This is a genomic window from Streptomyces sp. XD-27 (genome assembly GCF_030553055.1).
GTDB lineage: Bacteria > Actinomycetota > Actinomycetes > Streptomycetales > Streptomycetaceae > Streptomyces.
In genome coordinates, this window is sequence record NZ_CP130713.1 from 4,704,215 (window position 1) to 4,718,972 (window position 14,758).

Below are 14,758 nucleotides of genomic sequence, written 5' to 3' on the forward strand. Positions count from 1 at the left end.
GACGAGGGACCGGCCGAGGAGCGGCGAAGGGCCGCCGCCCCGAGAGGGGACGGCGGCCCTTCGCCACAGAAGCACAGAAGCGCTTACAGAACGCGCACCGCGCCGGTCGGCATGTCGTAGCTCATGTCGCGCACGACGACGCCGCTGCTCGGGTTCTGCGCGCCGATGAACTTGCCGTCGCCGATGTAGACGGCGACGTGCCAGGCGCTGCCGGAGCTGCCCCAGTAGAGGATGTCGCCGGGCTGCAGGGCGTTCAGCGAGACCTGGGTGCCCACGGTCGACTGGTCCTGCGACACGCGCGGCAGGGTGATGCCGATCTGCTTGAACGCGGTCATGGTCAGACCGGAGCAGTCGTACGCGGACGGGCCGGTCGCGCCGGACACGTACGCCTTGCCCACCTGCCCCTGCAGGAAGCTCAGCAGCGTCGCGACGCTCCCGGTCGCGGACGAGGAGGACGGCACCGAGGGGGAGCCGGTGGAGGGGGCGGAGAGCGAGGTGCGCTCGGCGGAGCGGGAGGCGCGCTCCTGCGCGGCCTTCTCGGCGCGCCGCTCGGCGGCCTTGCGCTTGGCTTCCGCGGCCTTGGCCTTCCGTACGGCCTCGGCGTGGGCCTTCTTGGCAGCGCTGCGGGCCTTGTCGGCGGCGTCGTCCTGCTGCGCCTGCAGCTCGTAGCCGAACGCTGCTTCCTCGGTGGCGGCGGCGGTCTGCGCGGCGGTGGTCGCCAGCGCGTCGCTGACGGTCGGCATCTCCAGCGTCGACTCGGCGGCCGTCTCGGTGGCGTTGGCCTGCACCGAGGTGCCGGCCACCGCGAGGGTGAGGATGCCACCGGTCACCCCGGCGCGGAGTGCGCGCGTGGAGGACGCGGCACGGCGGGGCTTCCGGTGGCTGGGTATGTGTGCGATCGGGGACATGAGTACACGGCTATCAGGGCGCGAAGGTTGAGATCAACAAACGTGGCGTGCGCCACATTTGGCATGTACGCGGCCGGAATTCGCCCTCTTCGGCCTCGATCGAGCCGTCGTCCGCCGTGTCCGAAATTCTCGATCATGTGTATACGCATGGCTTTTGGCGCCCCGAACGCGCTGCGTCATCGCCTATCACCATCCGGGGTGCCGCGCCAAGGTTTCGCCTGAAATCGAGATCGACAAGTAGTGGGAGCGTGGGATACCTCACGCCGGCCGGGGCCCGTTCTGGACGCTCGCCGAGGCGCTCTCCGGACGCCCCTCGAGCCTCGGGCGCGCTCGCGCCCCGGTTCACGAGTGGGTGATCCGGGCGCCTCGAAGGGGTCGGTACCCGCCATCCCCTGCCCGAGTGGCGCCTCAATATCAGTTGACGGCGTCCATCGCGAATTTGCGCGTACCAGTCATTCCTTGATAGGGCCAGACCCCTCTGACCAGGCATTCCGATGCGAAATGTCACGTCTAGCGATCGCTCGGACACTTCACGTGGAAAGCGGGTCGCTCATCCGACTTCATGATCCTTCGTCAGGTGGTGGAGATCACAAAGACGTTCCCGTACCCCGTGTCGCAGATCACAGACCGACAGGCATAGGATGCAGGCGAATCGGGCTTGTGAACTGCCTCACATAAACACGATCTTCGTGTGGCGGCGCGCTCGCCCGGCGGTCCGCCCCCGCCGCGGCGGGGACCCCACAGTCAGCGTCGACGAAGGGAGCGAGGACGGTGAACGCATACGCGCCCATCCTCGTACTGGGAGCCCTCGGGGCAGGCTTTGCGATCTTCTCCGTCTTCATGGGGTCGATCATCGGCCCCAGGCGGTACAACCGGGCCAGGCTCGACGCATACGAATGCGGTATCGAGCCGACCCCGCAGCCGACCGGCGGCGGTCGCTTCCCGATCAAGTACTACCTGACGGCGATGCTCTTCATCGTCTTCGACATCGAGATCGTCTTCCTCTACCCCTGGGCCGTCACCTTCGACGCGCTGGGGCTGTTCGGACTCGTCGAGATGCTCCTCTTCGTGCTCACCGTCTTCGTCGCCTACGCCTACGTCTGGCGCCGCGGCGGCCTGGAGTGGGACTAGAGGGCGCCGGCGGCTCACACGGATCTCGGCCCACACGGATCTCAAGGGAGTGAGAGGGCACATCGCATGGGAATCGAAGAGAAGCTGCCGAGCGGGTTCCTGCTCACGACGGTCGAGCGCACGGCGGGGCTGGCGCGGAAGTCCTCCGTCTTCGGCGCGACCTTCGGCCTCGCGTGCTGCGCTATCGAGATGATGGCCACCGGCGCCGGGCGGTACGACCTCGCGCGCTGGGGCATGGAGGTGTTCCGCGCCTCGCCGCGCCAGGCCGACCTGATGATCGTGGCCGGCCGGGTCAGCCAGAAGATGGCCCCGGTGCTGCGCCAGGTCTACGACCAGATGCCGAACCCCAAGTGGGTGATCTCGATGGGCGTGTGCGCCTCGTCCGGCGGCATGTTCAACAACTACGCGATCGTGCAGGGCGTCGACCACATCGTCCCCGTCGACATCTATCTGCCCGGCTGCCCACCGCGGCCCGAGATGCTCCTCGACGCGATCCTCAAGCTGCACGAGAAGATCCGCACCGAGAAGCTCGGCGTCAACCGCGAGCAGGCGGCCCGCGAGGCGGAGGAAGCGGCGCTCAAGGCGCTCCCGACGATCGAGATGAAGGGGCTGCTGCGGTGAGCGACTCCAACGGCGCCAACCCCCAGGGCAACGGCGTGAACCCCGAGAAGGACCTCAACGCCCAGAACCTGCCCGGTCAGCGCGGTGACCACGGCGAGGCGATCCGCGTCCAGCGGGGCATGTTCGGCGCGAAGAACGGCGGCGACACCTCCGGCTACGGCGGCCTGGTGCGGTCCGTCCGGCTGCCGGGGGCCGCCACCCGCCCGTACGGAGGGTGGTTCGACGAGGTCGCCGACGAGCTCGAAGGCGCCCTCGACGAACAGGGCCTGGTGCCGTCGAACGCGATCGAGAAGACCGTCGTGGACCGCGGCGAACTCACCTTCCACATCGCCCGCGAGCACCTTCCGCACGTCGCCCGCACCCTCCGCGACGACCCCGCCCTGCGCTTCGAGCTCTGCACCGGCGTGAGCGGCGTCCACTACCCCGACGACAAGGGCCGCGAGCTGCACGCCGTCTACCACCTGCGCTCGATCACCCACAACCGGCTGATCCGACTGGAGGTGACCGCGCCCGACAGCGACCCGCACATCCCGTCGATCGTCGACGTCTATCCGACCAACGACTGGCACGAGCGCGAGACCTACGACTTCTTCGGCCTGATCTTCGACGGCCACCCGGCGCTCACCCGGATCATGATGCCCGACGACTGGCAGGGCCACCCGCAGCGCAAGGACTACCCACTCGGCGGCATCCCCGTCGAGTACAAGGGCGCCGAGATCCCGGCTCCCGACCAGCGGAGGTCGTACAGCTGATGTCCAACGCCACCCACGCAACGCCACCGGCCGGCTCGCGCGAGACCACCGAGGGCACCGTCTACACCGTCACCGGCGGGGACTGGGACGAGGTCGCCGACGCCGCGGCCAAGGCCGACGACGAGCGGATCATCGTCAACATGGGGCCGCAGCACCCGTCCACCCACGGGGTGCTCCGGCTCGTCCTGGAGATCGACGGCGAGACCGTCACCGAGGCCCGCTGCGGCATCGGCTATCTGCACACCGGCATCGAGAAGAACCTCGAGTACCGGACCTGGACCCAGGGCAGCACCTTCGTCACGCGCATGGACTATCTGACGCCCTTCCACAACGAGGTGGGGTACTGCCTGGGCGTGGAGCGGCTGCTCGGCATCGAGGACCAGATCCCCGAGCGCGCCACGATCATCCGGGTGATGCTCATGGAGCTCAACCGGATCTCCTCCCACCTGGTCTACGCGGCCACCGGCGGCATGGAGCTCGGCGCGATCACCGTGATGTTCACCGGTTTCCGCGACCGCGAGGCGATCCTCGACCTGTTCGAGCTGATCACCGGCCTGCGGATGAACCACGCGTACGTCCGGCCGGGCGGCCTCGCCCAGGACCTGCCGCCGGGCGCGGTCGATCAGGTGCGCGCCTTCGTGAAGCAGATGCGCAAGAACCTCCCCGAGTACGACAAGCTCGCCACCGGCAACCCGATCTTCAAGGCCCGCCTGCAGGGCACCGGCTATCTGGACCTCGCCGGCTGCATGGCGCTCGGCATCACCGGCCCGATACTGCGCTCCACCGGTCTCCCGCACGACCTGCGCAAGTCGCAGCCGTACTGCGGTTACGAGACCTACGACTTCGACGTCCCCACCGCCGACACCTGCGACTCCTACGGGCGCTTCGTGATCCGCGTGGAGGAGATGCGCCAGTCGCTGCGGATCGTCGAGCAGTGCCTGGACCGGTTGCGGCCCGGCCCGGTGATGGTCGCGGACAAGAAGATCGCCTGGCCCGCGCAGCTCGCGCTGGGGCCCGACGGGCTCGGCAACTCCCTCGACCACATCAAGAAGATCATGGGCACCTCGATGGAGGCCCTGATCCACCACTTCAAGCTGGTGACCGAGGGCTTCCGGGTCCCGCCGGGCCAGGTGTACACGGCGATCGAGTCGCCCAGGGGCGAACTGGGCGTGCACGTGGTCAGCGACGGCGGCACCCGCCCGTACCGGGTGCACTTCCGCGACCCGTCCTTCACCAACCTGCAGTCCATGGCGGCGATGTGCGAGGGCGGCCAGGTCGCCGACGTCATCGTCGCGGTGGCGTCCATCGACCCCGTGATGGGAGGCGTCGACCGGTGACCGATGTCAGTTTGGGCATGCCCCAACTTCCCGCCCCGGACTACCCGGCCGACGTCCGGGAGCGGCTGGAGGCGGACGCCAGGGAGGTGATCGCCCGCTACCCCGGCAGCCGCAGCGCGCTGCTGCCGCTGCTGCACCTGGTGCAGGCCGAGGAGGGGTACGTCACCCGCACCGGCATGCGGTTCTGCGCCGAGATGCTGGACCTGACCACCGCCGAGGTCACCGCGGTCGCCACCTTCTACACCATGTACCGGCGGCGGCCGTCGGGCGACTACCAGGTCGGGGTCTGCACCAACACCCTGTGCGCGGTCATGGGCGGCGACGCCATCTTCGCCGCTCTCCAGGAGCACCTGCGCGTGGGCAACGGAGAGACCACCGAGGACGGCAAGGTCACTCTCGAACACATCGAGTGCAACGCGGCCTGCGACTTCGCCCCCGTGGTGATGGTGAACTGGGAGTTCTTCGACAACCAGACGCCCGAGTCCGCCAAGCGGCTCGTGGACGACCTGCGCGCGGGGCGGACCGTGGAGCCCACCCGCGGCGCCCCCTTGTGCACCTTCAAGGAGACGGCGCGGATCCTCGCCGGATTCCCCGACACCCGCCCCGGCGCGGTCGAGGCCACCGGCGGCGCGGGCCCCGCCTCCCTGGTCGGCCTGCGGCTGGCCAGGGGCGAGGCACCGCCGGGGAAGGTCGTCGCGCCGCGCGCCGCCGCCCGTCCGGCGGGGGAGGAGCCGCCGACGCACCCCGGTTCGCACGACGCGCCGCAGCAGACCTCCGACTCCGACCCGCACCACCCGTCCGGTCCGGTCACCGAGGAGGGGAAGTGATGACCGTGGCAACCGCGGATGGCGGCGCCACCCGGCCGGAGGCCGGAGGAGAGACCAGTGCCGAGAAGCTGCTCGCCCCCGTCCTGACCGCCTTCTGGGACCAGCCGCACTCCTGGACCCTGGAGACCTACCGCCGATACGAGGGCTACGAGGGCATGCGCAAGGCCCTCGCCATGGCGCCCGACGACGTCATCGCGCTGGTGAAGGACGCGGGGCTGCGCGGCCGCGGCGGCGCGGGCTTCCCCACCGGGATGAAGTGGCAGTTCATCCCCCAGGGCGACGGCAAGCCGCACTACCTCGTCGTCAACGCCGACGAATCCGAACCCGGCACCTGCAAGGACATCCCCCTTCTCTTCGCCAACCCGCACGCGCTCATCGAAGGCATGGTCATCGCCTGCCACGCCATTCGCTCCGCGCACGCCTTCGTCTATCTGCGGGGCGAGGTCGTCCCCGTACTGCGGCGGCTGCACGAGGCCGTACGCGAGGCGTACGAAGCGGGCTACCTCGGCCCGGCCGAACGGCGCCGCGAGGCCCTCGGCCTGGACGGCCTCCCCGGTCTCGACATCACCGTGCACGCGGGCGCGGGCGCCTACATCTGCGGCGAGGAGACCGCGCTGCTGGACTCCCTCGAAGGCCGCCGCGGCCAGCCCCGGCTGCGTCCCCCCTTCCCGGCCGTCGCCGGCCTGTACGCCTGCCCCACTGTGGTGAACAACGTCGAGTCCATCGCGTCCGTTCCCGCGATCCTCAACAAGGGCAAGGAATGGTTCCGTTCGATGGGCAGCGAGAAGTCCCCCGGCTTCACGCTCTACTCGCTGTCCGGACACGTCACCAACCCGGGCCAGTACGAGGCCCCGCTCGGCATCACCCTGCGCCAGCTGCTCGACATGTCCGGCGGCATCCGCCACGGGCATCGGCTCAAGTTCTGGACGCCCGGCGGCTCCTCCACCCCGCTGCTCACCGACGAGCACCTGGACGTCCCCCTGGACTACGAGGGCGTCGGCGCGGTCGGCTCGATGCTCGGCACCAAGGCCCTGCAGTGCTTCGACGAGACCACCTGCGTGGTGCGGGCCGTCACCCGCTGGACCGAGTTCTACGCCCACGAGTCCTGCGGCAAGTGCACCCCCTGCCGCGAAGGCACCTACTGGCTGGTCCAGTTGCTGCGCGACATCGAGGCCGGCAAGGGCCGCATGGAGGACCTCGACAAGCTGAACGACATCGCCGACAACATCAACGGCAAGTCGTTCTGCGCCCTCGGCGACGGCGCCGCCTCCCCGATCTTCTCCTCGCTGAAGTACTTCCGCGAGGAGTACGAGCAGCACATCACCGGCCGCGGCTGCCCCTTCGACCCGGCGGCGTCCACCGCCTGGGCCGACGGCCCGAAGACCTCTCACCTGGAGGTGAACGCATGACAGTGACCACCAATGCTCCCTCCTCAGGAGGCGAGGCCGCGGTGCCACCCGAGGACCTGGTGTCGCTGACCATCGACGGCATCGAGATCTCCGTCCCCAAGGGGACGCTGGTCATCCGCGCCGCCGAGCTGCTCGGCATCGAGATCCCGCGGTTCTGCGACCACCCGCTGCTGGACCCGGTGGGCGCCTGCCGCCAGTGCATCGTCGAGATCGAGGGCCAGCGCAAGCCGATGGCCTCGTGCACCATCACCTGCACCGACGGGATGGTCGTCAAGACGCAGCTCTCCTCGCCCGTCGCCGAGAAGGCGCAGCGCGGCGTGATGGAGCTGCTGCTGATCAACCACCCGCTGGACTGCCCCGTCTGCGACAAGGGCGGCGAATGCCCGCTGCAGAACCAGGCGATGAGCGCGGGCCAGGCCGACACCCGCTTCGAGGGCCGCAAGCGCACGTACGAAAAGCCCATCCCGCTCTCCACCCAGGTGCTGCTGGACCGCGAGCGCTGCGTGCTCTGCGCCCGCTGCACCCGCTTCCAGCAGCAGATCGCCGGCGACCCGATGATCGAGCTGCTGGACCGTGGCGCGCTGGAGCAGGTCGGCATCGGCGACGAGCCCTTCGAGTCGTACTTCTCCGGGAACACCATCCAGATCTGCCCGGTCGGCGCGCTGACCTCGGCGGCCTACCGGTTCCGTTCCCGCCCCTTCGACCTGGTCTCCTCGCCGTCGGTGTGCGAGCACTGCGCGGGCGGCTGCGCCACCCGTACCGACCACCGGCGCGGCAAGGTGCTGCGGCGGCTCGCGGGCAACGACCCCGAGGTCAACGAGGAGTGGATCTGCGACAAGGGGCGGTTCGCCTTCCGCTACGCCCAGCTTCCGGACCGGCTGACCACCCCGCTGGTGCGCGACCGGGAGACCGGCGAGCTGCGGACCGCGAGCTGGCCCGAGGCGCTGGCGGCCGCCGCCGAGGGGCTGACGGCGGCGCGGGGCCGCACCGGCGTGCTGACCGGCGGCCGCCTCACCGTCGAGGACGCGTACGCGTACGCCAAGTTCGCCCGGACCGTCCTGAACACCAACGACATCGACTTCCGGGCCCGCGTGCACAGCAGCGAGGAGGCCGACTTCCTGGCCGCGCGGGTGGCCGGCCGCGGCCGGGACCTGGACCGCACGGGTGTCACGTACAGGTCGCTCGAGCAGGCACCGGCCGTCCTTCTCGCCGGGTTCGAGGCGGAGGAGGAGGCACCCGGGGTCTTCCTGCGGCTGCGCAAGGCGCACCGCAAGCACGGGCAGCGCACCTTCGCCCTGGCCACCCACGCCACCCGCGGGCTGACGAAGGCGGGCGGCACGCTGCTCCCCGCCGCGCCCGGCACCGAGACCGAGTGGCTCGACGCGCTCGCCGCCGCGACCGGCCTGGACGACGACGGCCGGGCGGTGGCCGAGGCGCTGCGCGCCGAGGGCGCGGTGATCGTGGTCGGCGAGCGGCTCGCGGCCGTCCCCGGCGCGCTCACCGCGGCGGTACGGCTGGCGGCCGCCACCGGCGCCGCGCTGGCCTGGATCCCGCGGCGGGCCGGGGAGCGCGGCGCCGTCGAGGCCGGGGCGCTGCCCGGACTGCTGCCCGGCGGCCGTCCCACGACCGACCCGCGCGCGCGGCAGCAGGTCGCCGACGCGTGGGGCGTCGACGGGCTGCCGCACACCTACGGCCGGGACACCGGCCAGATCGTCGAGGCCGCGGCGAGTGGCGAGCTCGGGGCGCTGCTCATCGCGGGCGTGGAGGTCGCCGACCTGCCGGATCCGGCGCGGGCCGTCGAGGCGCTGGCGGAGATCGGGTTCCTGGTGAGCCTGGAGCAGCGGCCGACCGAGGTGACCGCGCGGGCCGATGTGGTGCTGCCCGTGGCGGCGGTCGCCGAGAAACCGGGGACCTTCCTCAACTGGGAGGGCCGGGCCCGGCCGTTCGAGACCGCCATCAAGCCCGCCCAGGCCACCCGGCAGCACTTCCCGCCGGACGCCCGGGTGCTGCACATGCTCGCCGACGCGATGGCCGGCGCCGCCGGTGCGGCAGGGCCGGGCGGCCTGGCGCTGCCGGACCTGGCGGCCGTACGCCGCGAGATGGCCCGGCTGGGCACGTGGGACGGGCCGTACCCGGCCGATCCCGTCGCGATCGGGCAGGCACTGCCGCGCCCCGAGGAGGGCGAGGCGGTGCTGGCCGGCCACCGGCTGCTGCTCGACCAGGGGCTGCTCCAGCAGGGCGACGAGGCTCTGGCCGGGACCCGGCACGCCGCCGTGGCCCGGCTGTCGGCGGCCACCGCCGCCGAGACGGGCGTGAAGGACGGCGACCTGCTCGCGGTCACCGGCCCGGTGGGCGCGGTCGAACTGCCGCTGCGGATCACGCCGATGCCGGACCGGGTCGTCTGGCTCCCGCTCAACTCGCCGCGCGGCGGCGCGTCGGGCTCGGTGAGCCACGACACCGGGGCCCGGCCCGGTGACCTCGTCCGCATCGGCCCGGCGGCCGCGTCCGCGGCCGCGCCGGAGACCACCGAACCGGAGGTGGAAGCGTGACCGCCTTCGCCCACGCGACCTTCGCCCACGCGGCGCCCATGGCGTCCCAGACCCGCGGCGGTGTGCTCGCGGCCGAGGACCTGTCCATGTTCGGGGGCGACCCCTGGTGGCTGATCCTGGTCAAGGCCGTCTTCTGCTTCGCGATGCTGATGGTGACGGTCCTGATCTCGATCGTCATGGAGCGCAAGGTCCTCGGCTGGATGCAGCAGCGGATCGGCCCCAACCGGCACGGCCCGTGGGGCATGCTCCAGTCCCTCGCGGACGGCGTGAAGCTGATGCTCAAGGAGGACGTGGTCGTCAAGCGCGCGGACAAGGTGGTCTACGTCCTCGCGCCGATCGTCGCCGCGGTGCCCGCGTTCATGGCGGTCGCGGTCATCCCCTTCGGCCCGGCGGGCAACGAGGTCTCGGTCTTCGGGACCCGTACCGCGATGCAGCTCACGGACCTGCCGATCGCGGTCCTGTACATCCTGGCGACCGCCTCGGTCGGCATCTACGGCGTCGTGCTCGCGGGCTGGTCCTCCGGGTCGACGTACCCGCTGCTGGGGGGCTTGCGCTCCTGCGCGCAGATGATCAGCTACGAGATCGCGATGGGCCTGTCCTTCGCGGCGGTGTTCATCTACTCCGGGTCGATGTCGACCTCCGCCATCGTGGAGGCGCAGCAGGGCCGCTGGTACGCGGTGCTGCTGCCGGTGTCGTTCCTGGTCTACATCGTCGCCATGATCGGCGAGGCCAACCGCACCCCGTTCGACATGCCGGAGTCCGAGGGCGACCTGGTCGGCGGCTTCAACACCGAGTACTCGTCGATCAAGTTCGCGATGTTCATGCTCGCCGAGTACATCAACATGGTCACCCTCTCGATGGTCGCCGTCACCCTGTTCCTGGGCGGCTGGCGGGCGCCGTGGCCGATCAGCGCCTTCTGGACGGGCGCCAACCACGGCTGGTGGCCGCTGCTGTGGTTCCTGGTCAAGGTCAGCACGCTGCTGTTCGTCTTCATCTGGATCCGCGCCTCGGTCCCCCGGGTGCGCTACGACCAGTTCATGAAGCTGGGCTGGAAGGTCCTCATCCCCATCTCCGCGGTCTGGGTGATGCTCGTCGCCACCGTGCGGGCGCTGCGCAACGAGGACTACGACTTCCACCAGATCGTGCTCTACGTCGGCGGCGGCATCGTGGCGCTGCTGCTGCTCTCCTTCGTCGCCGACGTCTTCCGGGAGCGCGCGGAGGAGCGGACCGCGGCGAAGGCGCCGCCACCGCCACCGTCCGCCTTCGACCCGATGGCCGGCGGCTACCCGGTTCCCCCGCTGCCCGGACAGACCCCGCCGTCCGTACCGCGCCGCCGCCCGCGCCGTGACGGCGACCTGATTGTCAGTGGTGGCCTCAATACTGACAGTGACGGAAAGGAGGCCGACGGTGCCTGAGTTCGAAAACCCGGTCGCGGGCTTCGGTGTGACCTTCCGGAACATCTTCAAGAAGCGGATCACCGAGCAGTACCCGGAGGAGAAGAAGCCGACGGCCCCTCGCTTCCACGGCCGCCACCAGCTCAACCGGCACCCGGACGGGCTGGAGAAGTGCATCGGCTGCGAGCTGTGCGCCTGGGCCTGCCCGGCGGACGCGATCTATGTGGAGGGCGCGGACAACACCGACGAGGAGCGCTACTCCCCGGGTGAGCGGTACGGCCGCGTCTACCAGATCAACTATCTGCGCTGCATCCTGTGCGGCCTGTGCGTCGAGGCGTGCCCCACACGCGCGCTGACCATGACCAACGAGTACGAACTCGCCGACAGCACCCGCGCGTCGCTCATCTACACCAAGGACGAGCTGCTCGCCGGTCTGCGGGAGGGCATGGTCGACACCCCGCACGCGATCTACCCCGGCATGGACGAACAGGACTACTACCGGGGCCTGGTGGCCGAGGCCGCGCCCGGCACCGAGCGCCAGGTCGCGGTCTCCAAGGGCGAGCGGCCCCCGTCCGAGGAGCCCTCGGCCCCGGCGGAGAAGGCGGTCACGGCCCCCGGAGGTACCCGGCCGGCGGGGACGGGGGAGGAGGCATGAGCGCGCTCGCGGCCACGGCCTCCACCGGGGAGGCCGTGCAGTTCTGGATCCTGGGGACGGTCGCCGTGGTCGGCGCGCTGGGCACGGTCCTGATGAAGAAGGCCGTGCACAGCGCCCTCTCGCTGGCCGGGACCATGATCATCCTGGCGGTGTTCTACCTCGCCAACGGGGCGTACTTCCTCGGCGTCGTGCAGATCGTCGTCTACACCGGCGCGATCATGATGCTGTTCCTCTTCGTCGTCATGCTGGTCGGCGTCACCGCCGCCGACTCGCTGAAAGAGACGATCAAGGGTCAGCGCTGGCTGGCCGCCCTGTGCGGTCTCGGCTTCGGCATCCTGCTCTGCGCCGGCATCGGCAACGCCTCGCTGAACTCCTGGAACGGCCTGGCCGACGCCAACTCCGGCGGCAACGTCGAGGGTCTGGCCGAACTCGTCTTCACCAAGTACGTCTTCGCCTTCGAGATCACCGGCGCACTGCTGATCACCGCGGCCGTCGGCGCGATGGTGCTCACCCACCGGGAGCGCACCGAGGGCCGCAAGAGCCAGCGCGAACTGGCCGAGCAGCGGATCCGCGAGGGCAAGCAGGTCACCCCGTTGCCCGCGCCCGGCGTCTACGCCCGGCACAACGCGGTGGACATCCCCGGCCTGCTGCCCGACGGCACGGTCTCCGACCTCACCGTCAGCCCCACCCTGCGCAGTCGCGGCCAGGTCCGCGACGTCTCGGGCGAGGCGCTGGCCGACCTCAAGGCGCTGGAGCAGCGCGCCGGCCAGTGGCGGCAGCAGAGCGGGGAGGGCGGCGGCGCGGCCGAGACCGGCGAAGGTCAGGAAGGCGAGGGAACCAACGGCGCGTCGGGCGGCAACCGGCCCGATGAGAACGGCAACGCGCGGGACGCTCAGCACTCAGGGGGAGCCGCCAAGTGAATCCGGTCAACTACCTCTACCTGGCCTCGCTGCTGTTCACCATCGGCGCGGCCGGGGTGCTGATCCGGCGGAACGCCATCGTCGTGTTCATGTGCGTCGAGCTGATGCTGAACGCCTGCAACCTGGCGTTCGTCGCGTTCTCCCGGATGCACGGCAACCTCGACGGCCAGATCGCGGCCTTCTTCACGATGGTGGTCGCCGCGGCCGAGGTCGTGGTCGGCCTGGCCATCATCGTGACGATTTTCCGCGCCCGCCACTCGGCCTCGGTCGACGACGCCAGCCTGATGAAGCTCTAGAAGGGGTCGCGTTCAAGTGGAGAACCTCATCGGATTGCTTGTCGCGGCCCCGCTGCTCGGCGCGGCCGTGCTGCTGTGCGGCGGGCGCCGTCTGGACCGTACGGGGCACTGGATCGGCACCGCGCTGGCCGCGGCCTCGTTCGCCGTCGGCGCGGTGCTCTTCGCCGACATGCTGGGCGCGGACGAGCACGAACGGGCCCTGCACCAGCACCTGTTCAGCTGGGTCCCGGTCGGCGGCTTCCGGGCGGACGTCGCCTTCCAGCTCGACCAGTTGTCGATGACCTTCGTGCTGCTGATCACCGGTGTGGGAACCCTGATCCACATCTACTCGATCGGCTATATGGAGCACGACGAGCGCCGCCGCCGCTTCTTCGGCTATCTCAACCTGTTCCTGGCCGCGATGCTGCTGCTCGTCCTCGCCGACAACTACCTGCTGCTGTACGTCGGCTGGGAGGGCGTGGGCCTCGCCTCGTACCTGCTCATCGGCTTCTGGCAGCACAAGCCCAGCGCGGCCACGGCCGCGAAGAAGGCGTTCCTGGTCAACCGCGTCGGCGACGTCGGCCTGTCCATCGCGATCATGCTGATGTTCACCACCTTCGGCACGTTCGCCTTCGCGCCGGTGCTGTCGGAGGCGGAGCAGGCGGGGGAGGGCAAGCTCACCGCCATCGGGCTGATGCTGCTGCTCGCCGCGTGCGGCAAGTCGGCCCAGGTGCCGCTCCAGTCCTGGCTCGGCGACGCGATGGAGGGCCCGACCCCGGTCTCCGCCCTCATCCACGCGGCGACCATGGTGACCGCCGGCGTCTACCTCATCACCCGCTCCGGCGCGATCTTCAACGCGGCGCCGGACGCGCAGACGGCGGTGGTGACGGTCGGCGCGGTCACGCTCCTCTTCGGTGCCATCGTCGGTTGCGCGAAGGACGACATCAAGAAGGCGCTGGCCGGCTCCACGATGTCGCAGATCGGGTACATGATCCTGGCCGCCGGCCTGGGCCCGATCGGCTATGTCTTCGCGATCATGCACCTGGTCACCCACGGCTTCTTCAAGGCCGGGCTGTTCCTCGGCGCCGGATCGGTCATGCACGCCATGAACGACGAGGTCGACATGCGCAAGTACGGCGGGCTGCGGAGGTACATGCCGGTCACCTTCGTCACCTTCGGCCTCGGCTATCTCGCGATCATCGGCTTCCCCGGCCTGTCCGGGTTCTGGTCCAAGGACAAGATCATCGAGGCGGCCTTCGCCAAGGGCGGCACGGAGGGCTGGATCCTCGGCGGCGCGGCGCTGCTGGGCGCGGCCATCACCGCGTACTACATGACCCGCGTGATGCTGCTGACGTTCTTCGGCGAGAAGCGCTGGGAGCCGGCCCCCGACCCGGACACGGTGCCCAGCGTCGAACCGGGCATCGAGGTCCATCCGGGCGAGATGCCGCATCCGCACGAGGCGCCGAAGTCCATGACGATCCCGATGATCGTCCTCGCCTTCGGATCGGTCTTCGCGGGCGGCCTGTTCAGCCTCAACGACGCGTTCCTGCACTGGCTGGAGCCGGTCACCGGGCACAGCCACGGCGACTCGCCGCTCAGCGCCGCGGCCGTGACCGGCGGCACCGTCGCCGTGCTGCTGGTCGGCGTCGCGCTCGCCTGGGCGCAGTACGGCCGAAGGCCGGTGCCCCGCACCGCGCCACGCGGCAGCCTGCTCACCCGGGCCGCCCGCCGCGACCTGCTCCAGGACGACTTCAACCACGCCGTGTTCGTCAAGCCCGGCGAGTACCTGACCCGGGGGCTGGTCTACGTCGACCACACGCTCGTCGACGGGGTGGTCAACGGCACCGCGGCCTCCGTCGGCGGGCTGTCCGCGCGGCTGCGGAAGCTGCAGAACGGCTACGCCCGTACGTACGCGGTCTCGATGTTCGGCGGTGCGGCGGTGCTCATCGCCGCGACCCTGCTGATGAGGGCGGTCTGAGT

Annotated in this window: 13 protein-coding genes; 12 read left to right on the plus strand and 1 reads right to left on the minus strand. The window is 70.5% G+C overall.

Going from position 1 to position 14,758, the window contains the following annotated elements:
- Window positions 1-83: 83 nt before the first annotated feature.
- Window positions 84-908 (minus strand): C40 family peptidase, encoded by an 825-nt coding sequence (locus Q3Y56_RS20325; protein ID WP_304463302.1) that lies wholly within the window; start codon window positions 906-908, stop codon window positions 84-86.
- 771 nt (window positions 909-1,679) lie between these two features.
- Here Q3Y56_RS20325 and Q3Y56_RS20330 point away from each other — a divergent pair.
- The 12 genes from Q3Y56_RS20330 (at window position 1,680) to nuoL (ending at window position 14,756) form a co-directional block, all read left to right on the plus strand.
- Window positions 1,680-2,039, plus strand: a complete 360-nt coding sequence (locus Q3Y56_RS20330; RefSeq protein ID WP_304463303.1) for an NADH-quinone oxidoreductase subunit A — start codon at window positions 1,680-1,682, stop codon at window positions 2,037-2,039.
- 66 nt (window positions 2,040-2,105) lie between these two features.
- Window positions 2,106-2,660: an NADH-quinone oxidoreductase subunit B family protein gene (locus tag Q3Y56_RS20335; protein ID WP_304463304.1), complete on the plus strand. Its 555-nt coding sequence runs from the start codon at window positions 2,106-2,108 to the stop codon at window positions 2,658-2,660.
- A complete protein-coding gene (locus tag Q3Y56_RS20340; RefSeq protein WP_304463305.1) occupies window positions 2,657-3,412 on the plus strand; it encodes an NADH-quinone oxidoreductase subunit C in 756 nt (251 codons plus the stop codon). The genes Q3Y56_RS20335 and Q3Y56_RS20340 overlap by 4 nt, the downstream gene beginning before the upstream one ends.
- Entirely contained in the window at window positions 3,412-4,749 is a 1,338-nt protein-coding gene (locus Q3Y56_RS20345; RefSeq protein ID WP_304463306.1) for an NADH-quinone oxidoreductase subunit D, read from the plus strand. The genes Q3Y56_RS20340 and Q3Y56_RS20345 overlap by 1 nt, the downstream gene beginning before the upstream one ends.
- Before the next feature lie 17 nt (window positions 4,750-4,766).
- On the plus strand, window positions 4,767-5,576 hold the full coding sequence (gene nuoE, locus Q3Y56_RS20350) for an NADH-quinone oxidoreductase subunit NuoE (RefSeq protein WP_304463307.1): 810 nt from the start codon (window positions 4,767-4,769) through the stop codon (window positions 5,574-5,576).
- The gene (gene nuoF / locus Q3Y56_RS20355) at window positions 5,576-6,985 is read left to right on the plus strand and encodes an NADH-quinone oxidoreductase subunit NuoF (RefSeq protein WP_304463308.1); all 1,410 of its coding nucleotides are present in this window, start codon (window positions 5,576-5,578) and stop codon (window positions 6,983-6,985) included. Before nuoE ends, nuoF begins: the two co-directional genes overlap by 1 nt.
- Entirely contained in the window at window positions 6,982-9,534 is a 2,553-nt protein-coding gene (locus tag Q3Y56_RS20360; RefSeq protein ID WP_304463309.1) for an NADH-quinone oxidoreductase subunit G, read from the plus strand. The genes nuoF and Q3Y56_RS20360 overlap by 4 nt, the downstream gene beginning before the upstream one ends.
- A gap of 38 nt (window positions 9,535-9,572) precedes the next feature.
- Complete coding sequence (nuoH, locus tag Q3Y56_RS20365; protein WP_304465701.1) at window positions 9,573-10,949, plus strand: NADH-quinone oxidoreductase subunit NuoH; 1,377 nt, start codon at window positions 9,573-9,575, stop codon at window positions 10,947-10,949.
- Window positions 10,942-11,583: an NADH-quinone oxidoreductase subunit NuoI gene (gene nuoI, locus Q3Y56_RS20370; RefSeq protein ID WP_304463310.1), complete on the plus strand. Its 642-nt coding sequence runs from the start codon at window positions 10,942-10,944 to the stop codon at window positions 11,581-11,583. The genes nuoH and nuoI overlap by 8 nt, the downstream gene beginning before the upstream one ends.
- A complete protein-coding gene (locus Q3Y56_RS20375) occupies window positions 11,580-12,503 on the plus strand; it encodes an NADH-quinone oxidoreductase subunit J (RefSeq protein WP_304463311.1) in 924 nt (307 codons plus the stop codon). Before nuoI ends, Q3Y56_RS20375 begins: the two co-directional genes overlap by 4 nt.
- Entirely contained in the window at window positions 12,500-12,799 is a 300-nt protein-coding gene (gene nuoK / locus Q3Y56_RS20380) for an NADH-quinone oxidoreductase subunit NuoK (protein ID WP_304463312.1), read from the plus strand. Before Q3Y56_RS20375 ends, nuoK begins: the two co-directional genes overlap by 4 nt.
- A gap of 16 nt (window positions 12,800-12,815) precedes the next feature.
- Window positions 12,816-14,756 (plus strand): NADH-quinone oxidoreductase subunit L, encoded by a 1,941-nt coding sequence (gene nuoL, locus Q3Y56_RS20385; protein ID WP_304463313.1) that lies wholly within the window; start codon window positions 12,816-12,818, stop codon window positions 14,754-14,756.
- The last annotated feature ends 2 nt before the right edge of the window (window positions 14,757-14,758 follow it).